We start from the raw sequence: 24,004 nt of genomic DNA on the forward strand, positions 1-24,004 counted from the left end.
CTCCAGGGTGGACTGCTGGCGGTTCAGCTCGGCGTCGACCGCCGCGGCGACCTCCGGGTCGAGCTCGTGCAGGGGCGTGTTCAGGACGGACATACCTCTCCTCAGCCGGCGTTGGACACGTACGCGTGACGGTGCTTCAGCGGAACACCACGGTGTGGTGGCCGTTGAGCAGGATGCGGCTCTCGCTGTGCCACTGCACGGCCCGCGCGAGGACCCGAGCCTCGACGTCCCGGCCCATGGTGACCAGCTCGTCAGGGTCGTGGGAGTGGTCCACGCGCAGGACGTCCTGCTCGATGATGGGCCCCTCGTCCAGGTCAGGGGTGACGTAGTGGGCCGTGGCCCCGACCAGCTTGACTCCCCGCTGATGGGCCTGGAGGTAGGGGCGGGCCCCCTTGAAGCTGGGCAGGAAGGAGTGGTGGATGTTGATGGCCCTGCCCTCCAGCCGCTTGCACAGGTCGTCCGAGAGGATCTGCATGTAGCGGGCGAGGACCACGAGGTCGATCTCGTACTGCTCCACCAGCTCCAGCAGTCGCGCCTCCGCCTCCGCCTTGGTCTGCGGGGTCACGGGGATGTGGTGGAAGGCGATGCCGTGGCTGTGTGCGAGCGGCTCGAAGTCCCGGTGGTTGGAGACGATCAGCGGGACCTCGACGTTGAGGGCGCCGGTGCTCTTGCGGAACAGCAGGTCGTTCAGGCAGTGGCCGTACTTGGAGACCATGATCAGCGTGCGGGTGGGCACGGCCGCGTCGTACAGCCTCCAGTCGATCCGATAGGTCCCGGCCAGCGGGGCGAAGTCGGCTCGCAGACGGGCGAGTGACGTCTCAGGGTCGGAGACGTCGAAGTGCACGCGCATGAAGAAGCGGCCTTGCAGGCGGTCGTCGAACTGCTGGCTCTCCAGGATGTTGCCCGAGTGCCCGACGAGGAAGCCGCTGACGGCGTGGACCAGTCCGGCCTGATCGGGACAGGAGAGCGTGAGGACGAACTCGCGGCCGGGGCGCGGGCGAGGGGGCACGGCATCCTCCAGTGGTGCGTATTGAGCAACAGAGCGAGCAATACGCAACATGGTCCAAGGGGGAGGGGGTCCGGTCAAGGGTGTGTCCCGACGGAAATCCGGCCGGCGGACTTCCAGGATCATGTTGTGTAATGAGAAATGCGCAGCGTAATGAGCAACTGCGACGGGCATCCGTACGACGCGGAGCGCCGTGGATGACCCACAAAGTCCGTGTGCTCCCCGGCTTCGAGGACTTCAACGCCCGGTGCGGCAGCCGCGCGGCTTCGCCCTGCCCCACCCGCCCCGCGACGAGCGCCGCTTCATCGGACTATCGGGGCTGGGTCGCGATCTGGATCAGGTTGCCGCAGGTGTCGTCGAAGACGGCGGCGGTGACGGAGCCCATCTCCAGTGGCTCCTGGGTGAAGCGGACTCCCAGGCCGCGCAGGCGGTCGTACTCCGCCTGTACGTCGTCGACGGCGAACTGGGCGAGCGGGATGCCGTCCTCGACGAGCGCGTCGCGGTAGGTCCGGGCGGCCGGGTGGCCGACGGGCTCCAGGAGGAGTTCCGGGCCGCCGGGCTCGTCCGGCGAGACGACGGTCAGCCACCGGTCCTTCTCGCCCAACGGGACGTCGTGCTTCTTCACGAAGCCGAGGACCTCCGTGTAGAAGCGCTCGGCCTTGGCCTGGTCGTCGACGAAGACGCTGGTCAGATGGATCTTCACGAGGTGCTCTCTTCCGGTCCGGATGCCTCGGGGAACCTGGTGCTTCATGCTCGGCGCGTGTGCTCAGCGCCGGCCGGAGACGAGGGCCGAGCCGGTCGGCACGGTGACGTACGCGGACAGCCCGCCCTCCAGCCGGACCGCGTTCCAGCCCCGGGCGTACGCCGGCGGGCGGACGGTGTCACCGGTGAGGAACACGACCGGCACCTGCCGCGAGGTCCGCACGAGCGCGCCCGCGGTGGTGTTGGTGTCGTGGCCGCGGGTGTGGGCCGAGGCGCAGCCGGCGTAGAAGGCGACCGGCACGGTCGGTGCCTTGGTGGCGTGGCCGGTGAGCACGCACGGCGGCCGCACGCCGTGCCGGTTCAGGTCCGCCGCCACCCGCGCCCAGTGGTCGTGCTGTGCGGTCGTGCGCTGCGCGGTGCGCCACAGCACCGCGGCCTGCACCGCGAGATGCCCCGCCAGCCCGACCACCACCGCGGTCACCACGAGCGGCCGCCGGGCCGGGCGCGCGGCGCCCAGGAGATGGGCGAGGGCGTCGGCGACGGGGATGGCGAGCAGCGCGTAGGCCGGGAGCAGGAAGCGCGGGGCGGCGTAGCCGATGAGGAACAGGTACGGCACGGCCGCCGTCGTGGCGCACGCCAGGGGCAGCAGGGTGGGCGCCGGCCGCCGCTCCCGCAGGGCGGGGACCAGGGCGAGCAGGGTGAGCAGTGGCAGGGCGAACCACCACATCATGATCGGGGCGTCCGGCAGCGGTCCCTCGCACGGGCGGCACAGGCTCCGTCCGACGAGGCTGCGCAGCTGGTCGTCGACGGCGAAGTTCCAGCCGAGTCCGCCCTGGATGCGGGAGGCGTCGGACAGTCGCTGGGCCAGACCGCCATAGGCGGTGTACGCCTCGACCACCCAGGGCGCCGCACCGGCCGCGAGCCCGCCGAGCAGTGCGATCAGCAGCCGAACAGACCGCCACCGTGGCACGGCGATCAGCGCCACCACCAGCGGAACGCCCACATAGAGCGCGTCACCCGGCCGCATCAGCGCCATCAGCGCCGTGCTGGCGGCGAGCCCCCACACGGGGCCGCGCCGGCCGGGGTCGCGCTGCGCGCGCAGGAGGCAGCCGACGCCGGCGAGCGCGCCGACGGCCACCCAGAGGTTGGGCATGGCCTGCGGGCCGTAGTACACCGTCACCCACAGCGAGGCGAACAGCGCGCCGCCCGCCGCCACCACCCGCGCCGGGAACAGACCGCGCCAGGCGCGCAGCGCGAGGAACAACGCGACTGAGGACAGCAGGGCCAGGTACACCCGCAGCAGCGGTGTGGAGGACGACCAGGAGGCGATCGGCGCCACCAGTACCGGTACGCCGCGGGCGCGCGGTGCGCTGAAGAACGCGGCCGGGGCCTGTTCGCCGACCTGGCTGACGTAGACCGACTCGTCCCAGCCGAGCCCCATGTCCGGCGGTACCAGGAGCAGTTGGGCGAGGGCGAACGCGCCCGCCACCGCCCCCGTCCAGGCGTCACCGCCACGGCCCCACGGGAAGGCGCGGGCGAAGCCCGGCCGCACGGTCTCCGGCATCGGCAGGTGTCCCCCGGGTGGGTTGGTCGGTCTCCCCGCGCCGCAGATGACGGCGCCTGCACCGAGGGTGCGCGCCAGGGCGCACGCGCCAGGGCGCATTCTGGGACGGGCACGCCCAAGCTAACGCTCACCCGGGGCGCACGCAGCGCGGCACGCGCCGGTCGCGGTCGATCCCCGGCGCTCGGCGCAGCGACACTCACCCGTGCGGGCGCGGTCCGGTGCTCGCGGCCTGCTCGGCGATCCGGCGCTTGGCGTCCGACCAGTCGATCGGCAACTCGGACGCCGGGGCCTGCCAGAAGGTGAAGACGGAGTCCTTCATCGTCGGCCGCAGGCCGATCATGATCGACCTGTGCGGCTCCGTGCGCGCGTACGCGTGGAGCGCCTCCTGGTCCTGCCAGGCCGACAGGGTCCAGAAGGTGCGCTTGAGCGGCTGGGCGATCAGCGAGGCGCCGTACGCGCCCGGCGCGCCGGAGACCTGCTTCCAGGCGGCGAGCGACTTGAGGAAGAAACGCGGTACGTCGGTGAGGGAGCGCACCTCGAAACGGGACGCCATGACGAACGCCTCGGCATCCGGGGCGGGGGTGTTGATCCTGGTCCAGGGCAGGGTGGGCATGTGTGGCCCTTCGTCGTCGTAATTGGATACCTTCACTATCTATGTTAGACAGTAGAGGTATCCATTTGCCAGGGGTTTGGGAGCGAGGCAGAACCGATGCGCATCTCCGAACTGAGCCGCCGCAGCGGTGTGTCGGTCACGACGATCAAGTACTACCTGCGGGAGGGCCTCCTTCCGCCCGGCCGCCAGACCGCCGCCACCCAGGCCGAGTACGACGACCAGCACCTGCGCGGACTCCGGCTGATCCGCGCCCTCACCGGTGTGCGCGGCCTGTCCGTGAGCACCACCCGCGAGGTACTGCACGCCCTGAACGAGCACGGCGACGACACCCACTCCGTCCTCGGCCTCGCCCTCGGCGCCATCCGGGTCGGCGGCGACACCGCCGCACAGGACGCGGACACCGGCGAAGTCGACGCCCTGGTCAAGGAGCTGGGATGGCAGGTGCACCAGGACGCCCCGGCCCGCGCCGTGCTCGCCGAGGCCCTCGCCTCCCTGCGCTCCCTCGACGTCCCCGTCGACGCACACACCCTGCTGCCCTACGCCCGCCTCACCGAACGCGTCGCCGCCCTCGACCTCGACCAGCTGGACGGCCTCGACGACCCCCTGGAGGCCGCCGAACGGGCCCTCCTGCTGACCGTCCTCCTGGAACCCGCCCTCATGGCACTGCGCCGCATGGCCCAGGAGAACGAGTCGGCCCGCCGTCACCGCGACTGAGGGCAGTCAGGGTCTGTGAGAAGCAGGTCTACGACGACGAGGACGCCCCGTGACCACCCGGTGCCGTGAATGATCCGCCGCCCGCCGGGTACGCGGCCCCCGACCAGCCTCGGACGGACGCTCAGGGTCCGGCCCGCAGCACCGCACACCAGGGAAGCCGCCATGGACACACCCGCCCACGACCACACCACCCCCGCCCGGCGGGCGCTGGACGCGCTGGCCCGGGACGCCGAGGACACGGCCGCACTGGACACCCTCGCCCACAGCGAGGTGCTCGTGCCGGTGCCCGACGACACCTCCGACGAGGAGGCGTCCGACCCGACCGCGGTCGCGCTGCCCGTGCTGGAGCAGCCCGGGGGCACACCGGTGGTGCCCGTGTTCACCTCCGAGCTGGAGATGTCCGAGCTGCTGCCCTACATATCCCGCTACCGCCTGGTCCCGCTGGGCGCGCTCGCCGAGCAGTGGCCCACCGCCGACCTGTCACTGACCATCGACGCGGCCGGCGACCACGGTCTGACCCTCACCTCCGAGGGGGTACGCACCCTCCTCGTCCGGTGACGCGCCGCCTCACTCGGCGCGGCCGTCCAGCATCCGCTCCAGCACCCCGCGCTGGAGCGGCAGCACCTCGGCGTGCAGGTCGCGGCCCCTGCGGGTGAGGGTGACCCAGACGCCACGCCGGTCGTCCGCGCACACCGAGCGCTCGACCAGGCCCTCCTTCTCCAGGCGGCCGATGAGCCGGGACAACGCGCTCTGGCTGAGATGCACCCGTCCGACGAGGTTCTGGACACGGCAGTGCTCGCCCTCGCCGGGCGTCTCGGAGGCGAGGATGTCGAGCACCTCGAAGTCGCTCGCCCCCAGGCCGTGCGGGTGCAGCACACGGTCGATCTCGCACGTCGTGCGCGCGTGCACCGACAGGATGTCCCGCCACCGCTGCTCCAGGCCCGCCCCGGCCGTCCTCGCTGCCATACCCCCGAAGGTAACACCGTTCCGGTCACTCGTTGACTGTGCAACTAGTGCGGGCGCATCGAGAGCGGCGTGGGCGTCAGGCGGCCGGATCCTGCAGCAGCCCCACCAGATTGCCGTCCGCGTCCTTCACCGACGCGATCAGCCGGCCGCCCCCCACGTCCTTCGCGTCCTGCAGCAACTCGGCACCCGCCTCCAGCAGGGCCGCGAGCCGCGTCCGCAGATCGGTGACATGCCAGTAGGGCACCGGCCCGGTCATCCCCTTGGCGTGCCCGTTCGGGTCCAGCCCGACGTCCTGCCCGGCCGCCTTGAACCCGACGTAGTACGGCTCGTCCGCGTAGGGCTCCACATCCAGCAACGTACGGAACAGCACCTTGGCGCCGTCGAGGTCCTTCACGGGGTAGATGATCGTCTGCAGTCCGGCGGCCATGGCGTACTCCTGAGCGAAGCGGATCGGTCGGTCGTGTCCGCCTCCCACGCTAGGCAGACCGTCCCCACCGCGCTTCTCCTGCTCTGACCGCTTGCTCCATCCGCTCGACCTCACGTCGAGTCGCGCTTCACCAGTTCCGTCGGCAGGATCACCGCGGCCGGGTCCTCGCCGCCTATCTGGGCGAGGAGGACGCGGACCATCTCGGAGCTGATCCGGTCCCAGGGCTGGCGGATGGTGGTGAGGGCCGGGGTGGCCGCCGTGGCCGCGGGGGAGTCGTCGAAGCCGCCGACCGCGACGTCCTGCGGGACTCGCCGGCCCGCGCGCTGCAGCGCGGCCAGCACCCCCTGGGCCATCAGGTCGGACGCGACGAACACCGCGTCCAGGTCCGGCACCCGCGCCAGCAGCCGCTCGGCCCCCGCCTCACCGCTCGCCCGGCTGTAGTCACCGGAGACGACGAGCCGCTCGTCGAAGTCGATCCCGGCCTCGGCGAGCACCTCCTTGTAGCCTGCGAGCCGCTCCACACCACCCGGCGTGTCCAGCGGCCCGCTCACGACCCCCACCCGCCGCCGCCCCAGCGACAGCAGATGCCGCACCATGTCCCGCGCGCCGTCACGGTCGTCGGCTGCCACATAGCTCACCTTCGACCCGATGCCGATCGGCTTGCCGCACGCGACCAGGGGCACGCCCGCCTCACGCAGCTCCTGGGCGATCGGGTCGCCGGAGTGGCTGGAGACCAGCAGCACCCCGTCGACGTGCCCGGCGGTGATGTACCGCGTGATGCGCCGCCGTTCGTCCTCGGTCCCGGCGAGCATCAGCAGCAGCGGGACGTCGTGCGCGGCCAGCGCCTGGGTGCAACCACGCAGCAGGACATTGAAGTTGGGGTCCTCGAAGAACCGCTCCTGAGGCTCCGTCAGCAGAAATCCCACCGAGTCGGAACGGCCGGTGATCAGCGAGCGGGCGTGCCGGTTGACGACGTAACCCGTCTTGCGGATCGCCGCGTTGACCGCTTCCTGGGCGGCGGGACTGACGTAGTGACCGCCGTTGAGGACACGCGAGACGGTGCCGCGGGAGACCCCCGCCTCCCGCGCCACATCGTGAATCGTCGGCGGTCTGCGCCGGCCCCCCGAAGTGCTCATGGTCATGACTTTACGGCCCCGGACAGGAGATCCAGGCTCCAGAATCGCTGAATGACAAGGAACAGCGCCACCAGCGGAATCACCGCCAGGAAGGCCCCGGTGATCACCAGCGTGTACAGCGCCGGGGTGTTGGCGCCCTGCTCCAGGAGCGTGTGCAGACCGAGCGTGATCGGGAACTTCTCGTCGTCGCTGAGCATGATGTACGGCAGCAGGAAGTTGTTCCACACCGCCACGAACTGGAAGAGGAACACCGTGACCAGTCCGGGGACCATCATCGGCAGCGCGATCCTGGTGAAGATCCGCCACTCGCTCGCCCCGTCCATCCGCCCGGCCTCCACCACGTCCGCGGGGACGGCGGCGGCCGCGTAGATCCGGGACAGGTACACGCCGTACGGGGAGAGGATCTGCGGCAGCAGCACGGACCAGTAGGAGTCCGTGATGTTCGCCTCCGCCATCAGCAGGTACTGCGGGATCGCGAGGATGATCGGCGGCATCAGCACGCCCGCGAGCAGGATGTTGAACAGCGTCTCGCGGCCGCGGAAGCGGTATATCGCCAGCGCGTAGCCGCTGAACGCGGACACGCACGTCGACAGCAGGGCGCCGACCCCGGCGTAGAGCGCCGAGTTGCCCATCCACGTCCAGTAGACGCCGTCCCGGTAGGCGTTGAGGTCCTTGATGTTGTCGGCGAAGCCCGATCCGGGGAGGAAGGTGAAGGTCGAGAACAGCTCCCGGCCGGACTTGGTGGACGCGATCACCACCCAGGCCACCGGCAGCAGACAGTAGACCGCGCCGAGCAGCAGCGTCACCGTCGGGACCAGGGCGACCCGGCGGCGCAGCGGGGGGCGGCCCTGGGCGGTGCCGGCGGCGCCGGTCGCGGAGGGGGCCTTCTGGACGGCAAGAGAGCTCATCGGGATGCCTCCTGCTTGTTGCGGCGGTTCGCGGCGCGCAGGAACCCGAAGGACAGCACCAGCGTGACGACGGCGATGATCACGGCCTCGGCGGCCGCCGCGTGGATGTCACCCGAGCCGAACGCGTCCCGGTACACCTTCATCAGCGGACTCCAGGTCGTGGACACGGAGTTGGTGAGCGGCTTCAGCGTGGTCGGCTCGCTGAACACCTGGAGCGTGGCGATGATCGAGAAGAAGAAGGTCAGCACCAGCGAGGGCGCCACCATCGGGATCTTGATCTTCAGGGCGATCTGCAGCGGGGTGGCGCCGTCCAGCTTCGCCGCCTCGTACACCTCGGCCGGGATGGACTGCAGCGAGGTGTAGATGACGATCATGTTGAAGCCGGTGCCGCCCCAGATCGCGATGTTCGACAGGGCGAGGTAGAGCGGACCGCCGTCCAGCAGGTCCGGCTGCGGCAGGCCCAGCTTGTCGAGCACGAAGTAGAAGGGGCTGACGTCGGGCAGGTACAGAAAGCCCCACAGCAGCGCGGCCACCACGCCCGGGATGGCGTACGGCAGGAAGATCGCCAGCCGCGTGAAGGGGGCGAGCCGCACCTTGTCGGAGTCGAGCATCAGCGCGAACAACAGGGCGAGGCCCAGCATCACCGGGACGACGATGCAGCCGTAGCCCAGCACCCGCAGCGCGCCGTCGATCAGCTCGCTGTCGGTGAGGGCGTCGGTGTAGTTCTCCAGGCCGGCCCAGACCTCCTTACGGGCGCCGGAGCCCAGGCCGAGGCCCGAGACCTGCACCTTGTGGAAGCTGAGCCAGAGCGCGTAGCCGATGGGCAGCGCGAAGAACAGTGCGAAGAGGATGGTGCCGGGGATGAGGAAGGCGTACGGGGCCCCCTTGACCCCGTACGCCTTCCGGCGTGCGGTTTTCACTCGGAGACCTCGAAGCCCTGCTTCTTCATGTCGGCGACCGTGTCGGCCTGCATCTTGTCCAGGGCGGCACCGAAGTCCGACTTGTCCTTCGCGGCGGCGCCGAACGCGTCCTTGAAGGAGGTGTAGGCGACGTTGACGTTCGGGCCCCAGGCCGACGGCGCCGTGGTCTTCGCGATCTTGGCGGCGGTGGTGTAGAAGTCCGCCTGGTTGGAGAAGAAGTCCGGCGGCGTGGTGAAGGCGCCGCTGAGCTGGGCGGAGGTGGAGGCCGGGTAGATGCCGCCCTCCTTGGCCAGCGCGTTGAGGGCGTCACCGTCGGTGTTCAGCCAGGCGGCGAACTTGGCGGCGGCCTCCTTGTGCTTGGAGTCCGTCGTCACGGCCGTGGAGGAACCGCCCCAGCTGCCGGTGACGTTGTCGGTGTTGGACCACTGGGGGAGCGGGGCCATGGCCCACTTGCCCTTGGTGGACGGCGCGGCCGTGGTCAGGGTGCCCGGCGCCCACACGGCGGAGACCCAGGCGATCTGCTTGCCGGTGTCGAGCGCCTTGTTCCAGGCCGGGGTGTACATCGGCTGGTTGTCGATGGCGCCCTCCTTGACGAGGCCGCCCCAGAAGTCGGCGACCTTCTGGGTCGCCGCGTCATTGATGCCGACCTTCCACTTGGTGCCCTGGGTGGTCCACCACTGGGCGCCGGCCTGCTGGGCGAGGCCCGCGAAGAGACCGGAGTCGTTGGCGGAGAACGTGGTCAGGTCGATGTCCGGCGCCTTCTTCTTCAGCGCGCGGGCGGTCTCGGCGAACTCGTCCCAGGTCGTCGGGACCGTCAGGCCGTACTGCTCGAACAGGTCCTCGCGGTAGTAGAACATCATCGGGCCGATGTCCTGCGGCACCGCGTAGACCGCGTCCGTGCCCAGCGTGGTCTGCTGCCACACACCGTCGGCGAACTTGCTCTTCGCGTCGCCCACGTTCTTGGCGATGTCCGCCAGCGCGTCATTGCTGACCAGCGTCGGCAGCGCCTGGTACTCGGCCTGGACCAGGTCGGGCGCCTTGCCGGCCTTGTGCGCGGTGAGGATCTTGGTGACCAGCGTGTCGCCGGACGCCTGCTTCTTCACCGTGACGGTGATCTGCTGCTCCTTGCCGGGACCCTTGTTCCACAGGTCGACGACCTTGTCCATGCCCGGCGTCCACGTCCAGTACGTGAGCGAGACGGGACCGGAGTCGGCCGAGCTGTCCTCGTCGGACGAGCCGCACGCGGCGAGGGCGGTGGCGCCGAGCGCGGCGGCGACGGTGGTGGCAGCGACCTTGAACAGTCCCCGGCGCTTGGTGTTGGGCATGGATCTCTCCCCTGACCTGGGTCCCCGCCTGCTGCGAGGACCTGCCATGCTTCTGTGAGCGTTCACAGTAGAGAAACATCCCGGACACTTGTCAATGGTTGTTGCTGTGCGGTTATGTTGGGCTCGCAGCCAAGCCGCTGTGTGTGCACGTTCCCAAATGATCGACCAAACGGGAGAGATCCATGCCGGAGACCACCCCCAGGGGCCTCACCAGGCTCGCCTTCGGTGGGGACTACAACCCCGAGCAATGGCCGGAAAGCGTCTGGTGCGAGGACGTCCGGCTGATGCGGGAGGCCGGCGTCACCATGGTGAGTGTCGGCATCTTCTCCTGGGCGCTCCTGGAGCCCGCGCGCGGGGTGTACGACTTCGGCTGGCTCGACCGGATCATCGACCTGCTCCACGAGAACGGCATCCGGGTCGACCTGGGCACCCCCACCGTGGCCCCGCCGGTCTGGTTCTACCGCGAGCACCCGGAGGCGATGCCCGTCACCGCGGACGGCGTGCGCTACGAGTTCGGCTCCCGCGCCGCGATCTGCCACAGCAACGCCGACTACCGCGCCGCCGCCGAGAACATCACCACCCGGCTCGCCGAGCGCTACGGCCAGCACCCGGCGCTCGCCATGTGGCATGTGCACAATGAGTACGGCGTCCCCGTCTCGGCCTGCTACTGCGACTCCTGCGCCGCCCACTTCCGCCGCTGGCTGGAGACGACCTACGGCACGGTCGACGCGGTCAACGCGGCCTGGGGCACCGCCTTCTGGGGACAGCGATACACCGACTTCGCGCAGATCAACCCGCCCCGTCAGACCCCGACGGTCGGCAACCCGGGCCAGGCGCTGGACTACAAGCGGTTCGCCGACGCCACCATGCGCGAGAACTTCGTGATGGAGCGGGACATCCTGCACCGCCTCTCGCCCGGCGTCCCGGTCACGACGAACTTCATGACCGCCCTCAGCCAGTGCGACTCGGTCGACTACTGGGCCTGGGGCCGCGAGGTCGACATCGTCACCAACGACCACTACCTGATCACCGACGGCCGCCGCACCCACGTCAACCTCGCCATGGCCGCCGACCTCACCCGCTCGGTCGCCGGGGGAGCCCCCTGGATCCTCCTGGAGCACTCCACCTCGGGCATCAACTGGCAGCCGCGCAACCCCGCCAAGGCCCCCGGCCAGATGGCCCGCAACTCCCTCGGGCACGTCGCCCGCGGCTCCGAGGGCGCCATGTTCTTCCAGTGGCGGCAGTCCCGGCGCGGCGCCGAGAAGTTCCACTCGGCGATGGTCCCGCACGGCGGCACCGACACGCGCGTGTGGCGTGAGGTCGTCGAGCTCGGCGCCGCCCTCGACTCGCTCGGCACGGTCCGCGGCACCCGCACCGAGGCCGACGTCGCGGTCCTGTGGGACTGGCACTCCTGGTGGGCGCAGAACCTCGCCTGGCGCCCCAGCGAGGACGCCGACCCGCGCGAGCGCGCCGACGCGTTCTACGAGGCCCTCTACGACCGCCACCTCACCGTCGACTTCGCCCACCCGGAGGCGGACCTCTCCCGGTACCCGCTGGTCGTGGTCCCCGCCCTGTACCTGATGACGGAGGCGGCCGGGCGCAACCTCAAGGAGTACGTCGAGAACGGCGGCACCCTGGTCGTGTCCTACTTCTCCGGCATCGTCGACGAGCACGACGCCGTCCACGAGGGCGCCTACCCGGGCCCGCTGCGCGACGTCCTGGGCCTGACCGTCGAGGAGTTCTCGCCGCTGCTGCCGGGGCAGAGCGTGCGTGTCGCAGGCCCGGAGGGCTCCGAGCTGAGCGGCGACGTGTGGACCGAGTTCGTCGTGCCGCGCGGCGCCGAGACCGTCTGGAGGTACGCCGACGGACTGACCGCCGGCCACCCGGCGATCACCCGGCACCGCCTCGGCGAGGGCACCGCCTGGTACGTCTCCACCCGCCTCGGCCACGAGGGCCTCGACGCGCTGCTCGGCCGGGCCGCCGAGGACGCGCGCCTCGCCCCGCGCGCGGAGCTGCCGTACGACGTGGAGGTCGTGCGCCGCAGCGGCGACACCGGCAGCTACCTCTTCGCCCTCAACCACAGCGGCACCGACGCGAAGGTGCCGCTCGACACGCCCGGCACCGAGCTGCTGACGGGCGAACGCGCCGCCGGCCGCCTCGCGGTCCCGGCGGGAGCCGTCCGGGTCGTCCGACTCGACGGCTGAGCCGACTCCCCTCCGCCCGTGGAGCCGCGAGCCGCGGGCGGAGGGGATCCCTCCCCCCGAGGGAAACCACCCGGCTTCCTCACCTCGAAGGAAACCCACCCGGGCTTCCGTCACTCCGAGGAAGACCGACGAGGCTCCTTCTGCCCGATGGAGACCGACCGGGCTTCCTCGGTCCGAGGGGGAGGCCGACCCGGCTTCCTCTGTCCGACGGAGACCGACTGGCTCCCTCGGTCCGAGGGGAGGCCGGCCAGGCTCCCTCACTCCGAGGGAGGCCACCCGGGCCCCTCATCCCCCGAAGGGCCCCTCACCCGGGCTTTCTCACTCCGAGAAAGACGCCCCGGACCCCCACCCCCGAGGGGACCCCATCCCCTCACGTCGAAGGGACGACGGACGACGATGTTCCATCCCAGACGCACTCTCAAGGCCCTGCTGCTGCCGCTCGCCGCGGGCCTCGCCCTCACCGCCCTGCCGGCGCAGACCGCCGTGGCCGCGTCCACGCTCACCAACGGCGGCTTCGAGTCCGACGGCACCGGCACCGCCACCCCGTCCGGCTGGTCGACCTACTCGGCCGCCGGCCAGAACTCCGCCTCGTTCACGGAGGCCGGCGGGCGCAGTGGCGGCTACCGCCTGAGCCACTGGTCGTCCTCCGCGTACAAGGTGGAGACGTACCAGTACCTGTCCGGGCTGACCAACGGCAACTACAGGCTGACGGCCTGGGTCCGCTCCGGCGGCGGCCAGAACGCCGCCTACATAGCGCTGAAGAACTGCGGCGGCACCGAGCAGCGCACCAACCTCCCCGTCTCGACGAGCGGATGGATCCGTATCGTCGTGCCGGTCAATGTGACCAACAACCAGTGCACCATCAGCATCAACAGTGACGCGAACGCCGGCAACTGGATCAATGTCGACGACCTGACCTTCGGGTCCGGCACCTCCGGCACGTCGATCCACGGCGCCGACATCTCCTCCCTCGCCAAGAGCGAGGCCAAGGGCGGCGTCTACCGGACCGGCTCCGGCACCATCGGCGACCCGGTCGCCATCCTCAGGTCCGCCGGCATGAACTACGCGCGCCTGAAGGTCTGGGTGAACCCCGCCGACGGCTACAACACCAAGACCCAGGTCCTGGCCATGGCCAAGCGCATCAAGGCGCAGGGCATGAAGCTGCTGGTCGACTTCCACTACTCCGACTACTGGTGCGACCCGGGCCAGCAGAACAAGCCGTCCGCCTGGGCCGGGCACTCGTACACCCAGCTCAGGACCGACGTCTACAACCACACCTACGACGTGCTCAACGCCCTGAAGGCGCAGGGCACCACCGCCGACATGGTCCAGGTCGGCAACGAGATCAACGGCGGCATGCTGTGGAACGAGGGCTCCACCGCCAACTGGTCACAGCTCGCCGGGCTGCTCAACAGTGGATACGACGCGGTCAAGGCGGTCAACTCCTCCACCACCGTGGCGCTGCACCTCGCAGAGGGCGGTGACCTGGCGGGCACCCGCTCGTGGTTCGACCGCGCGGTGGCCAACGGTGTGAAGTTCGACGCCATCGGCCTGTCCTTCTACGGCTACTGGCACGGCTCCCTCCACGACTTCCAGACCACCCTGGACGACGCGGCCTCCCGGTACGGCAAGCCCGTCTTCGTCGCGGAGACGGCCTACCCGTTCCGACTGGGCAGCGAGGACTCGCACGAGGACGTCATCGACCTCGCCGGTGAACTCGTCTCCGGCTACCCGGCGACCGTCTCCGGCCAGACCCGGTGGATGAACGACATCGCGAGCATCGTGGAGGCCGTCCCCAACGGCCGCGGCCTCGGCGTCTTCTACTGGGAGGCCACCTGGACCGCCGTCAACGGCAACGGCTGGGACCCCACCAACGCCTCGTCCGGCAACGCCTGGGAGAACCAGGCGCTGTTCGGCTACGACGACCGGGCGCTCGCGTCCATGTCGTGGTTCACCCACCGCTGACCCGACGACCGACCTGAACCGAAGGGGCCCGGCCGCACCGCGCGGCCGGGCCCTGCCACTTCTCCAGCGACGCCCCCGGGAGGCGGTGCTGAACCGTTTCCGGAAAAATCCTGCAAAGGCGTGGAAGACGACGCACACCGGAAACAACCGGCTGCGACGATGGCCGCCTGCCGACAGGAAGGCCAGACGCCGATGGACCGTCCGCTCCCGCTCGTCCCGATCCGGTACGTCACTCTTCCCGACCGCGGCCCCGAAGACGTCGTCGCCGATCCCAGAGGACGTGTCCTGACGGGGGTGTCGGACGGACGGATCCTGCGCGTCGACGGCCTGGACGACCCGCCCTCGGCCCGCGTCGAGTGCGTCGGCGAGATCGGCGGCCGCCCGCTCGGCCTCGCACTCCTGCCCGACGGCGACCTGCTGGTCTGCGACGGCCACGGCGGACTGCTGCGCCTCGACCCCGGCAGCGGCCGGGTCCGGGTGCTCGCCGAGGAGGCGGCGGGGGAGCCGCTCGGCCTCTGCAGCAACGCGGTCGCCCTGCCCGACGGCACCGTCTACTTCACCGTCTCCAGCCGCCGCGTCCACTCCTTGCCCGACCGGACGGGCGACCCCGTCGAGCACACCGGCACCGGCCGCCTGCTGCGCCTCGGCCCCGACGACAGGGAACCCGAAGTCGTCCTGGAGGGGCTGCGGTTCGCAGGCGGCCTGGCACCGAGCGCCGACGGCTCGTTCCTGATCGTCGCCGAGACCGGCGCCCGCCGCCTCACCCGCTGCTGGCTCACCGGCCCCCGGGAGGGACACGGCGAACCCCTCGTCGAGAACCTCCCCGGCCACCCGGACAACCTGTGGCGCGGCACACCGGACGGCCCCGTCTGGGTCGCCCTGGCGGGCCCGCGGATCCCCCCGCTCGACCTCCTCCACCGCACGCACCCCGCCGTACGCCGGGCCGCCGCCCGCCTCGCCGCGCGCACCCCGTACCGCCCGTCCGGCACCATCGGCGTGCTCGCGGTCGACGACGAGGGCCGGACCGTCCACCACCTGGCCCGCCGCCACTCCGGCTACCGCATGGTCACCGGCGTCTGCGCGACCGGCGGCCGACTGGTCCTGGGCAGCCTGCGGGAGCGGGGCATCGCGGTCTGCGAGGCGCCGCCGCTCTTATGAGGCGGCGTTACGCTGGTGCCCGGCCGTGATCACCCCGCCGAGGGACGGGGCGGGACGGCGGGGCAGGAGACGTACGCACTCATGACAGCGCAGGAAGCGGAGAGCCCGGTCACCGGCGCCCGGCGGCGCCCGGCCCGGCGGGAACAGCTCCCCGTGGTCGCCGCGGTCGCCCTCGGCGGCGGCCTCGGCGCCACCGCCCGCTACGCGGCCGCCCAGTGGTGGCCCACACCCCCCGACGCCTTCCCCTGGACCACGCTCTGGGTGAACGTCGCCGGCTGCGCGGTGATCGGTGTGTTCCTGGTGCTGATCACCGAGGTGATCTCCGCCCACCGCCTGCTGCGCCCCTTCTTCGGCACCGGTGTGCTCGGCGGTTTCACCACCTTCTCCACGTACGCCGTCGACGCCCAGCGCCTGTTCGACGAGGGCCATCCGGGCACGGCACTGGCCTACCTCGCCGCGACCCTGCTCGCGGCGCTCACGGCGGTGTGGCTCGCGGCCACGGCGACCCGCCGCGTTCTGATCCGGAGGCAGCGATGACCAGGCTGACCGGCCGCGCCCTGCGTGTGACCGTCTTCGTCGGCGAGAACGACACCGTCCACCACCGCCCGCTGTACGCCGAGATCGTGCACCGCGCCCACACGGCCGGCCTGGCGGGCGCCAGCGTCTTCCGCGGCATCGAGGGCTTCGGCGCCTCCTCCCTGGTGCACACCTCCCGGCTGCTCTCCCTCAGCGAGGACCTGCCGGTGGCGATCGTCATCGTCGACACCGAGGACCGCGTCCGCGCCTTCCTGCCCCAGTTGGACGAGCTGGTCACGGAGGGCCTCGTCATCCTCGACGACTGCGAGGTCATCAGGTACGTCGGCCGGGGTGACGAATCCGGCGAACAGGACACGAAGGGTAAGAAGTAGTGGTGAACTGGCTGGTGGTCGTCGCCGGCGGCATGATCGGCGCCCCGCTCCGCTACCTCACCGACCGTGCGGTGCAGACCCGCCACGACTCGGTCTTCCCCTGGGGCACCTTCACCGTCAACGTGGTGGGCTGCCTGGTCCTCGGCCTGCTCGCCGGTGCCGCGCCCGCCAGTGCCGACCTGCGGCTCTTCCTCGGCACCGGGCTGTGCGGGGCGCTGACCACGTACTCGACGTTCTCCTACGAGACCCTGCGCCTGGCGGAGACCGGGGCGGGGCTGCAGGCCGCCGTCAACGCCGTGGCGAGTGTGCTGGCGGGACTCGCGGCCGCCTTCGCGGGTGTGTGGCTGGGTCGGGCGGTGTGGGGTTAGGCCCCGAGCTTGACACCACCCGGGGCTCACCCGGAACATCTCTCCCGTGAACCTGTCAGACAGCCAGACAGGTGGGGGGAGCCCGCGGCGCGTCAGCGCGATGGAAGCGGTCCTCACCCACCTCCGCGGCGCCATCGAGCGCGGTGAGTACGCCGTGGGCGACAAGCTGCCCTCCGAGGCGGAGCTCTGCCGCACCCTCGAGGTCTCCCGCCCCGTCCTGCGCGAGGCCCTGCGCGCCCTGCAGACCATGGGCCTGACGGTCGCCAAGACCGGCAAGGGCACCTTCGTGATAGCGAACGCCGTCGAGGACCCCACCTTCGGCGACTACGCGGCCAGTGACCTGCTGGAGGTCCGCCGCCACATCGAGATCCCGGTCGCGGGCTACGCGGCCCTGCGGCGCACGCAGGAGGACCTCGACCACATCAAGTACCTGCTGGACCGCATGGAGCAGGAGTCCGACACCACCGCGTGGGTGGCCATGGACACCCTGTTCCACCTCGCCGTCGCCGAAGCGTCCCAGAACCCGGTCTTCCGCAAGGTCATCGAGGAGATCCGGGACGCGCTGGCCCGCCAGTCCGCCTTCCTCAACGAGGTGGGCGGCCGCCGTGACCGGGGCCACCGCGAGCACGTGGCGATCTACGAGGCGCTGCTCGACGGCAGCGAGCGGGACGCGGTGGAGGCCATGGCCTTCCACCTCGACGGGGTCGCCACGACCCTCACCACGATCGTGCGCTCCGCGCACAACGAAACCCCCACGGAAGGCGGACCCGAGGCGTGAGCGAGCAGTCCCTGCACAACGGCGTGCAGAAACGTTCCGGCCATGTGGATGCCGGAGACGAGGGCTACAGCAAGTCCCTGAAGTCCCGGCACGTCAACATGATCGCCATCGGCGGTGCCATCGGCACCGGCCTGTTCCTCGGTGCCGGCGGCCGGCTCGCAGACGCCGGCCCCTCCCTCTTCATCGCCTACGCCGTGTGCGGCGCCTTCGCGTTCCTGGTGGTGCGCGCACTCGGCGAACTCGTCCTGTACCGCCCGTCCTCCGGCGCCTTCGTGTCGTACGCCCGGGAGTTCATGGGCGAGAAGGGCGCGTACACGGCCGGCTGGATGTACTTCCTGAACTGGGCCACCACCGGCATCGCCGACATCACCGCGGTCGCCACCTACACCCACTACTGGGGGATGTTCTCCGACGTCCCCCAATGGTTGATCGCATTGATCGCCCTGGCCGTCGTCCTGACGGTCAATCTGATCTCCGTCAAGATCTTCGGTGAACTCGAGTTCTGGTTCGCCATCGTCAAGGTCAGCGCGCTCGTCGTCTTCATGTGCATCGGCATCTTCCTGCTGGTCACCCAGCACCCCGTCGACGGCGCGACCCCCGGCCCCTCCCTGATCACCGACCACGGCGGCCTCTTCCCCAACGGCCTGCTGCCCATGCTGCTGATCATCCAGGGCGTCGTCTTCGCCTACGCCTCCGTCGAACTGGTCGGCGTCGCCGCCGGCGAGACCGAGAACCCCGAGAAGATCATGCCGAAGGCGATCAACTCGATCATGTGGCGCGTCGGTCTCTTCTACGTCGGCTCGGTCGTCCTGCTGTCGATGCTGCTGCCGTGGAACAAGTACACCTCCGGCGAGAGCCCCTTCGTGACGGTGCTGTCCAACATCGGCGTCCCGGCCGCCGGAGGTGTGATGAACCTGGTCGTGCTCACCGCGGCGATGTCCTCGCTCAACTCCGGCCTGTACTCCACCGGCCGCATCCTGCGCTCCATGGCCGTCAACGGCTCCGCCCCGCAGTTCACCGCACGCATGAGCCGCAGCCAGGTCCCCTACGGCGGCATCCTCCTCACCAGCGGTATCTGCGTCCTCGGCGTCGGCCTCAACTTCGTCGTCCCCAAGGACGCCTTCGAGATCGTCCTGAACTTCGCGGCCCTCGGCATCCTCGCGACCTGGGGCATGATCATGATCTGTCACCTGCTCTTCTGGCAGAAGACCCAGAAGGGCGAGCTGACCCGCCCCGGCTACCGACTGCCGGGCTCCCCCTGGACCGAAGCAGTGACGCTGGCCTTCCTCGCCACCGTCCTGGTCCTCATGTACGCCGACGGCGGCGCCGGACGCACCACCGTGCTGTGTCTGCCGCTGATCGTCGCAGCGCTGGTCGCCGGCTGGTACACCATCCGCGGCCGCTTCGCGCGCACCTCCCCCAAGGCCGACGCGTGAACCCCGCGCCGCGCCCCGACAACCCACCAGTGATCCAGGCAGTCATGCACAGCAGCCTCCTCGCGGACGCTCCCGCGATCCGCGAACCCCTCCACGCCCCCGTCGCCCACCTCATACGCGGCGAGGTGATCGAGGGCATCCACTACGGCTCCGTCGTCGTCCTCGGCGCCGACGGCCGGGTCGAGTTCCAGCTCGGCGACATCGAGGCGGCCTTCTACCCGCGCTCGGCCCTCAAGCCCGTGCAGGCCGTCGCCATGGTGCGCGCGGGGCTGCCCCTCGACGGCGAGCTGCTCTCGCTCACCGCCGCGAGCCACTCCGGCGAGGAACGCCACCTCGCCGGGACCCGGCGCATCCTCGAACTGGCCGGCGTCACCGAGGACGAGCTGCGCAATGTGACCGACCTGCCGTTCGACCCCGTCGTGCGCGACGCCTGGGTGCGCGAGGGCCGGCTGCCGAACCGGCTCGCCCAGAACTGCTCCGGCAAGCACGCTGCCATGCTGTACACCTGCCGGCTCAACGACTGGCCCCTCGACGGCTACCTCGACCCCGAGCACCCGCTGCAGAAGGCGATCGCCGAGATCGTCGAGGACCTCACCGGCCAGCGCATCGCCCGGGTCACCGTCGACGGCTGCGGCGCTCCCCTCTTCTCCGTCTCCCTGCACGGCCTCGCCCGCGCGGTCGCCCGCATCACGACCGCGGCGCCCGGCACACCGGAGGCCCGGGTCGCCGACGCCATGCGTGAGCACGCGGAGATGGCCTCCGGCTCCGGCCGTGACGTCGCCGCGCTGATGCGGGCCGTGCCGGGGCTGCTCGCGAAGGACGGCTTCGAGGGGGTCCAGGTCGCGGCGCTGCCCGATGGGCGGGCCGTTGCCGTGAAGATCTCCGACGGGTCGAATCGGGCTCGGGTGCCGGTCGCCGCGGCGGCGCTGGTCCGGGCCGGGGCTGATCCCGCGCTGCTTGCGGAGTTCGCGGGTGAGCCCCTTCTTGGCGGGGGTGAGCCGGTGGGTTCTGTGCGGCCGGTGCGGGCGCTTGACCCCCTTCCGCTGACCGCTTGCGCGTAGCGCTCCGCCGTCCCTGTTGTTCGGCGTCTGCGGGCCGGTTGTGGCTGGTCGCGCCCGCGCGGCGGTAGCCGCATGTCGAAACAGCCCCGCGCCCCTTGGGCGCTGCCACCTCCGTACCTCAGAAAGAGGATCCGTACGTCATGACCGCCGTCACCCGCCGCGAACACGATCTGCTCGGGGAGCGGGACATTCCCGCCGACGCCTACTGGGGTGTGCACACCCTGCGTGCCACCGAGAACTTTCCCATCACGGGCATGCCGATCTCCGCCTACCCGCACCTGATCGAGGCCCTCGCCGCGGTCAAGGAGGCGGCCGCGCTCGCCAACGAGGAGCTCGGGCTGCTGGCGGAGGAGAAGGCCGCCGCGATTGTCGCGGCGTGCCGGGAGATACGGGAGGGGAAGCTGCACGACCAGTTCGTCGTCGACGTCATCCAGGGCGGTGCCGGCACGTCGACGAACATGAACGCCAACGAGGTCGTCGCGAACCGGGCGCTGGAGCTGCTCGGCCACGAGAAGGGGCAGTACCAGTTCCTGCACCCCAATGAGGACGTCAACCTCGGCCAGTCGACCAATGACGTCTACCCGACGGCCGTCAAGACAGCGACGGTCTTCGCGGTGCGTGGACTGCTCAGGGCGATGGCTGTACTGCAGGACGCGTTCGCCCGTAAGGCCGTCGAGTTCCGTGACGTGCTCAAGATGGGCCGTACACAGTTGCAGGACGCGGTCCCCATGACGCTGGGTCAGGAGTTCTCCGCGTTCGCCGTCATGATTGACGAGGACCGCAGCCGTCTTGACGAGGCCGTCGAGCTGATCCATGAGATCAACCTCGGCGCCACGGCCATCGGCACCGGCCTCAACGCCCCCGCCGGCTACGCCGAGGCGGCCCGCCGCCACCTCGCCGACATCACCGGCCTGCCCCTGGTCACGGCCGCCAACCTGGTCGAGGCCACCCAGGACTGCGGCGCGTTCGTCCAGATGTCCGGCGTGCTCAAGCGGATCGCGGTCAAGCTGTCCAAGAGCTGCAACGACCTGCGCCTGCTGTCGTCCGGTCCGCGCGCCGGCCTCGGCGAGATCAACCTGCCGCCCGTGCAGGCCGGTTCGTCGATCATGCCTGGCAAGGTCAACCCGGTCATCCCGGAGGTCGTCAACCAGGTCGCCTTCGAGGTGATCGGCAACGACGTGACGATCACCATGGCCGCCGAGGCGGGCCAGCTCCAGCTGAACGCCTTCGAGCCGGTCATCCTGCACTCCCTGTCGGAGTCGATCACGCATCTGCGGGCCGCTTGCCTGACCCTCGCCGAGCGCTGCGTGGACGGCATCACCGCCAACACCGAGGTGCTGCGCGCGAGCGTCGAGAACTCCATCGGCCTGGTCACCGCGCTCAACCCGCACATCGGCTACGAGGCCGCCACCGGCATCGCCAAGGAGGCCCTCGTCACCGGCCGCGGAGTGGCCGAACTCGTCCTGGAGAAGGGCCTGCTGCCCGCCGACAAGCTCGCCGGCCTGCTCCGCCCCGAGGTCGTCGCCGGCAGCGGCGCACCCCTCGTCTGACCAGCGGTTACGCACCAGGACCGGCCGGAGGCACAATGGTGATCATGGCAACGACGTCGTCCCTGACCTTCCAGCCGGTCCTGGAACGCATCGCCGAGGAGATGGAGCGGACCCCCGGACGGGGCCGCCCCGCCGACTACATCCCGGCACTCGCCGCCCGCGACCCGCGCCGCTTCGGCATGGCGGTCGCGGAACTGGACGGCACGGTCTACGGCGTGGGGGACTGGCGGGAGCCCTTCTCCACGCAGTCCATCACCAAGGTCTTCACGCTCGCCCTCGACCTGGCGCGTGAGGGCGACGTCCTCTGGGAGCACGTGGGCCGGGAGCCCTCCGGCAACCCCTTCAACTCCCTCGTCCAGCTGGAGTACGAGAACGGCATCCCGCGGAATCCCTTCATCAACGCGGGCGCCCTCGTCGTCACCGACCGCCTGCACACCCGTAGCGGCGACGCGGCCGGCGAACTCCTCGCCTTCCTGCGCACCGAGAGCGGCAATCCCTCTCTCGACTTCGACCAGGAGGTCGCCGCCTCGGAGACCGCGCACGGCGACCGCAACGCCGCCCTCGCCCATTTCATGGCGTCCTACGGCAACATCGACAACGACGTGCCGGCCCTGCTGGACCAGTACTTCCGCCAGTGCTCCCTCACGGCCTCCTGCGCCGACCTCGCCCTCGCCACCACCTTCCTCGCCCGGCACGGCATCCGCGCCGACGGCTCCCGGCTGCTCACCCGCAGCCAGGCCAAGCAGATCAACGCGATCATGCTGACCTGCGGCACCTACGACGCGGCCGGCGACTTCGCCTACCGGGTCGGCCTCCCCGGCAAGAGCGGCGTGGGCGGCGGCATCATCGCCGTCGTGCCCGGCCGCTGCACCCTGTGCGTATGGAGCCCGGGCCTGGACGAACGAGGCAACTCGGTGGCGGGAGTGGCGGCACTCGACAGATTCACCACCCTGACCGGCCTGTCGGTCTTCTGACGGCAACAGCAGCCGCAGCCCCGACTGCTACGGCGTGGACGGCCTCCTCGGCTCCCACGCCTGCACGTGGGTCACCTTCGGGCTGCTGCCGTGGCCGCCGGTCGCTCACCGGCCGGCTGAGCGACGGTCCCGCAACCACAGCCCCAGCGCCATGACCGCGGCACCCGCTCCGGCCGTCCCCCCGATCAGCAGGGCCGCCGGCAGCCCCGAGCCCTCGTCGGCCGGGACCCGCGCGGCCGGCGGTACCGCCTCGGGACCGGACCTGGGCTTCGGCCGCAGCGCGTCCAGCGAGCCCACCGGATCCACCCGCCCGGCCGCCGTGAACCCCCAGTCGAGCAGCTCACGCGCCTCCTCGTAGACCGCGAAACCGTCGCCCGCCTGGGGATTCATCACCGTCACCACCAGGGTGCGCCCGTCGCGCCGGGCGGCCGCCACCAGTGTGTTGCCCGCCTCGCTGGTGTAGCCGTTCTTGATACCGATCAGTCCCGGATAGCGGGCGACACCGCTGTCGCCGGTCAGCAGCCGGTTGGTGTTGGCGATCGGATACGACGACCCGCCGTCTCCGGGGAACTCCGCCTCGACGGTGGAGCAGTACCGTGCGAACTCGGGGTTGCGCAGCCCCGCCCGGCCGAACACCGCCAGGTCGTACGCCGACGACACCTGCCCGGGCGCGTCGTACCCGTCGGGCGACAGCACCCGGGTGTCCCGCGCGCCCAGGGCCCGCGCCTTGGCCTCCATGCGCGTGGCCGTCGTACGCCAGTCGCCGCCGCCCAGCGCGGCCAGGACCCGCACGGCGTCGTTGCCGGAGTTGAGGAACACCCCGCGCCACAGGTCGGCGACCGTGTAGGTGTGCCCCGCGGCGACCCCGACGAGGCTGCTGCCCGGGCCGATGTCCGCGAGCTCCTTCTCGGTCACCCGGTGCCGGATGCCGCCGGGCAGGACGGGCAGCACGGTCAGCGCGAACAGGGTCTTGAGGGTGCTCGCCGGCGGCAGCTTGCGGTGCGCGTTCTCTGCGGCGAGCACCTCGCCGGAGTTGGCGTCCGCCACCAGCCACGACAGCGCGGAGACGTCCGGCACGCGCGGTGCTCCGGGGCGGGGGCGGACCTGGGTGCCGGAGCGGTGGAGCAGCGCCGGCGCGGGCATGGTCGCCCGCGGCCCGCCCGGCGCATCCGGGTCCGCACCGGTCGGGGCGGCGACCGCGGCGGGCCCGAGGATCAGAACGCCCGCCACGCAGCACACACGGGCCGACACGGCGGCCCGCGAGGAGAAGACCCGGGAAGAGAATCCGATCGTCATACGAGCAACGTAGAAACGATCAAGC

Annotated in this window: 24 protein-coding genes; 13 read left to right on the plus strand and 11 right to left on the minus strand. The window is 70.9% G+C overall.

What is annotated here, in order from left to right:
• Positions 1 to 136 precede the first annotated feature (136 nt).
• The 4 genes from purU to ACH5AC_RS30330 form a co-directional block, all read right to left on the minus strand.
• Positions 137 to 1,009: a formyltetrahydrofolate deformylase gene (gene purU / locus ACH5AC_RS30315; protein ID WP_398865412.1), complete on the minus strand. Its 873-nt coding sequence runs from the start codon at positions 1,007 to 1,009 to the stop codon at positions 137 to 139.
• Between the two features lie 307 nt (positions 1,010 to 1,316).
• Positions 1,317 to 1,709 carry a VOC family protein gene (locus ACH5AC_RS30320; protein WP_398865413.1) on the minus strand — a complete coding sequence of 131 codons (393 nt, stop codon included), beginning with the start codon at positions 1,707 to 1,709 and terminating at the stop codon, positions 1,317 to 1,319.
• A gap of 63 nt (positions 1,710 to 1,772) precedes the next feature.
• A complete protein-coding gene (locus tag ACH5AC_RS30325; RefSeq protein ID WP_398865414.1) occupies positions 1,773 to 3,272 on the minus strand; it encodes a hypothetical protein in 1,500 nt (499 codons plus the stop codon).
• Between the two features lie 196 nt (positions 3,273 to 3,468).
• A complete protein-coding gene (locus ACH5AC_RS30330) occupies positions 3,469 to 3,885 on the minus strand; it encodes a DUF3291 domain-containing protein (protein ID WP_398865415.1) in 417 nt (138 codons plus the stop codon).
• Positions 3,886 to 3,981: 96 nt separating this feature from the next.
• Here ACH5AC_RS30330 and ACH5AC_RS30335 point away from each other — a divergent pair, with 96 nt between their 5' ends.
• Together ACH5AC_RS30335 and ACH5AC_RS30340 are read left to right on the plus strand one after the other, a co-directional pair.
• Positions 3,982 to 4,599 (plus strand): MerR family transcriptional regulator, encoded by a 618-nt coding sequence (locus ACH5AC_RS30335; protein WP_398865416.1) that lies wholly within the window; start codon positions 3,982 to 3,984, stop codon positions 4,597 to 4,599.
• Between the two features lie 162 nt (positions 4,600 to 4,761).
• Positions 4,762 to 5,157 carry an SseB family protein gene (locus ACH5AC_RS30340; RefSeq protein ID WP_398865417.1) on the plus strand — a complete coding sequence of 132 codons (396 nt, stop codon included), beginning with the start codon at positions 4,762 to 4,764 and terminating at the stop codon, positions 5,155 to 5,157.
• Positions 5,158 to 5,166: 9 nt separating this feature from the next.
• Here ACH5AC_RS30340 and ACH5AC_RS30345 read toward each other — a convergent pair whose 3' ends face one another.
• The 6 genes from ACH5AC_RS30345 to ACH5AC_RS30370 all read right to left on the minus strand — a co-directional run bounded on the left by ACH5AC_RS30345 (position 5,167) and on the right by ACH5AC_RS30370 (position 10,281).
• Positions 5,167 to 5,565, minus strand: a complete 399-nt coding sequence (locus ACH5AC_RS30345) for a MarR family winged helix-turn-helix transcriptional regulator (protein ID WP_398865418.1) — start codon at positions 5,563 to 5,565, stop codon at positions 5,167 to 5,169.
• Between the two features lie 76 nt (positions 5,566 to 5,641).
• Complete coding sequence (locus ACH5AC_RS30350) at positions 5,642 to 5,992, minus strand: VOC family protein (protein ID WP_398865419.1); 351 nt, start codon at positions 5,990 to 5,992, stop codon at positions 5,642 to 5,644.
• Positions 5,993 to 6,102: 110 nt separating this feature from the next.
• Positions 6,103 to 7,134, minus strand: a complete 1,032-nt coding sequence (locus ACH5AC_RS30355) for a LacI family DNA-binding transcriptional regulator (protein WP_398865421.1) — start codon at positions 7,132 to 7,134, stop codon at positions 6,103 to 6,105.
• Positions 7,131 to 8,036, minus strand: coding sequence for a carbohydrate ABC transporter permease (locus tag ACH5AC_RS30360; protein ID WP_398865422.1), 906 nt, complete (start codon positions 8,034 to 8,036; stop codon positions 7,131 to 7,133). The genes ACH5AC_RS30355 and ACH5AC_RS30360 overlap by 4 nt, the downstream gene beginning before the upstream one ends.
• Positions 8,033 to 8,956: a carbohydrate ABC transporter permease gene (locus ACH5AC_RS30365; protein WP_398865423.1), complete on the minus strand. Its 924-nt coding sequence runs from the start codon at positions 8,954 to 8,956 to the stop codon at positions 8,033 to 8,035. Before ACH5AC_RS30365 ends, ACH5AC_RS30360 begins: the two co-directional genes overlap by 4 nt.
• Positions 8,953 to 10,281, minus strand: coding sequence for an extracellular solute-binding protein (locus ACH5AC_RS30370; RefSeq protein ID WP_398865424.1), 1,329 nt, complete (start codon positions 10,279 to 10,281; stop codon positions 8,953 to 8,955). The genes ACH5AC_RS30365 and ACH5AC_RS30370 overlap by 4 nt, the downstream gene beginning before the upstream one ends.
• Before the next feature lie 182 nt (positions 10,282 to 10,463).
• On the opposite strand from ACH5AC_RS30370, the gene ACH5AC_RS30375 reads away from it, so the two are divergent.
• The 11 genes from ACH5AC_RS30375 to ACH5AC_RS30425 all read left to right on the plus strand — a co-directional run bounded on the left by ACH5AC_RS30375 (position 10,464) and on the right by ACH5AC_RS30425 (position 22,683).
• Complete coding sequence (locus tag ACH5AC_RS30375) at positions 10,464 to 12,485, plus strand: beta-galactosidase (RefSeq protein WP_398865425.1); 2,022 nt, start codon at positions 10,464 to 10,466, stop codon at positions 12,483 to 12,485.
• A 396-nt stretch (positions 12,486 to 12,881) separates the two neighbouring features.
• Positions 12,882 to 14,450 carry an arabinogalactan endo-beta-1,4-galactanase gene (locus ACH5AC_RS30380; protein WP_398865427.1) on the plus strand — a complete coding sequence of 523 codons (1,569 nt, stop codon included), beginning with the start codon at positions 12,882 to 12,884 and terminating at the stop codon, positions 14,448 to 14,450.
• Positions 14,451 to 14,642: 192 nt separating this feature from the next.
• Positions 14,643 to 15,608 carry an SMP-30/gluconolactonase/LRE family protein gene (locus tag ACH5AC_RS30385; RefSeq protein ID WP_398865428.1) on the plus strand — a complete coding sequence of 322 codons (966 nt, stop codon included), beginning with the start codon at positions 14,643 to 14,645 and terminating at the stop codon, positions 15,606 to 15,608.
• 81 nt (positions 15,609 to 15,689) lie between these two features.
• Positions 15,690 to 16,145 carry a fluoride efflux transporter CrcB gene (gene crcB / locus ACH5AC_RS30390; protein ID WP_398865429.1) on the plus strand — a complete coding sequence of 152 codons (456 nt, stop codon included), beginning with the start codon at positions 15,690 to 15,692 and terminating at the stop codon, positions 16,143 to 16,145.
• Positions 16,142 to 16,516, plus strand: coding sequence for a DUF190 domain-containing protein (locus tag ACH5AC_RS30395; protein ID WP_398865430.1), 375 nt, complete (start codon positions 16,142 to 16,144; stop codon positions 16,514 to 16,516). The genes crcB (ACH5AC_RS30390) and ACH5AC_RS30395 overlap by 4 nt, the downstream gene beginning before the upstream one ends.
• 2 nt (positions 16,517 to 16,518) lie before the next feature.
• The gene (crcB, locus tag ACH5AC_RS30400; protein ID WP_398865431.1) at positions 16,519 to 16,884 is read left to right on the plus strand and encodes a fluoride efflux transporter CrcB; all 366 of its coding nucleotides are present in this window, start codon (positions 16,519 to 16,521) and stop codon (positions 16,882 to 16,884) included.
• A 100-nt stretch (positions 16,885 to 16,984) separates the two neighbouring features.
• On the plus strand, positions 16,985 to 17,662 hold the full coding sequence (locus ACH5AC_RS30405) for a FadR/GntR family transcriptional regulator (RefSeq protein WP_398865568.1): 678 nt from the start codon (positions 16,985 to 16,987) through the stop codon (positions 17,660 to 17,662).
• Positions 17,659 to 19,098 carry an amino acid permease gene (locus tag ACH5AC_RS30410; RefSeq protein WP_398865432.1) on the plus strand — a complete coding sequence of 480 codons (1,440 nt, stop codon included), beginning with the start codon at positions 17,659 to 17,661 and terminating at the stop codon, positions 19,096 to 19,098. The genes ACH5AC_RS30405 and ACH5AC_RS30410 overlap by 4 nt, the downstream gene beginning before the upstream one ends.
• A gap of 44 nt (positions 19,099 to 19,142) precedes the next feature.
• Positions 19,143 to 20,159: an asparaginase gene (locus tag ACH5AC_RS30415; protein WP_398865433.1), complete on the plus strand. Its 1,017-nt coding sequence runs from the start codon at positions 19,143 to 19,145 to the stop codon at positions 20,157 to 20,159.
• 140 nt (positions 20,160 to 20,299) lie between these two features.
• Positions 20,300 to 21,709, plus strand: a complete 1,410-nt coding sequence (gene aspA / locus ACH5AC_RS30420) for an aspartate ammonia-lyase (RefSeq protein WP_398865434.1) — start codon at positions 20,300 to 20,302, stop codon at positions 21,707 to 21,709.
• 35 nt (positions 21,710 to 21,744) lie between these two features.
• Positions 21,745 to 22,683, plus strand: a complete 939-nt coding sequence (locus tag ACH5AC_RS30425; protein ID WP_398865435.1) for a glutaminase — start codon at positions 21,745 to 21,747, stop codon at positions 22,681 to 22,683.
• A gap of 105 nt (positions 22,684 to 22,788) precedes the next feature.
• Here the strand turns inward: ACH5AC_RS30425 and ACH5AC_RS30430 are convergent, their stop codons facing one another.
• A complete protein-coding gene (locus ACH5AC_RS30430; protein WP_398865436.1) occupies positions 22,789 to 23,979 on the minus strand; it encodes a D-alanyl-D-alanine carboxypeptidase family protein in 1,191 nt (396 codons plus the stop codon).
• Between the last annotated feature and the right edge of the window lie 25 nt (positions 23,980 to 24,004).

Source organism: Streptomyces sp. NPDC018693 (assembly GCF_044391385.1).
GTDB lineage: Bacteria > Actinomycetota > Actinomycetes > Streptomycetales > Streptomycetaceae > Streptomyces.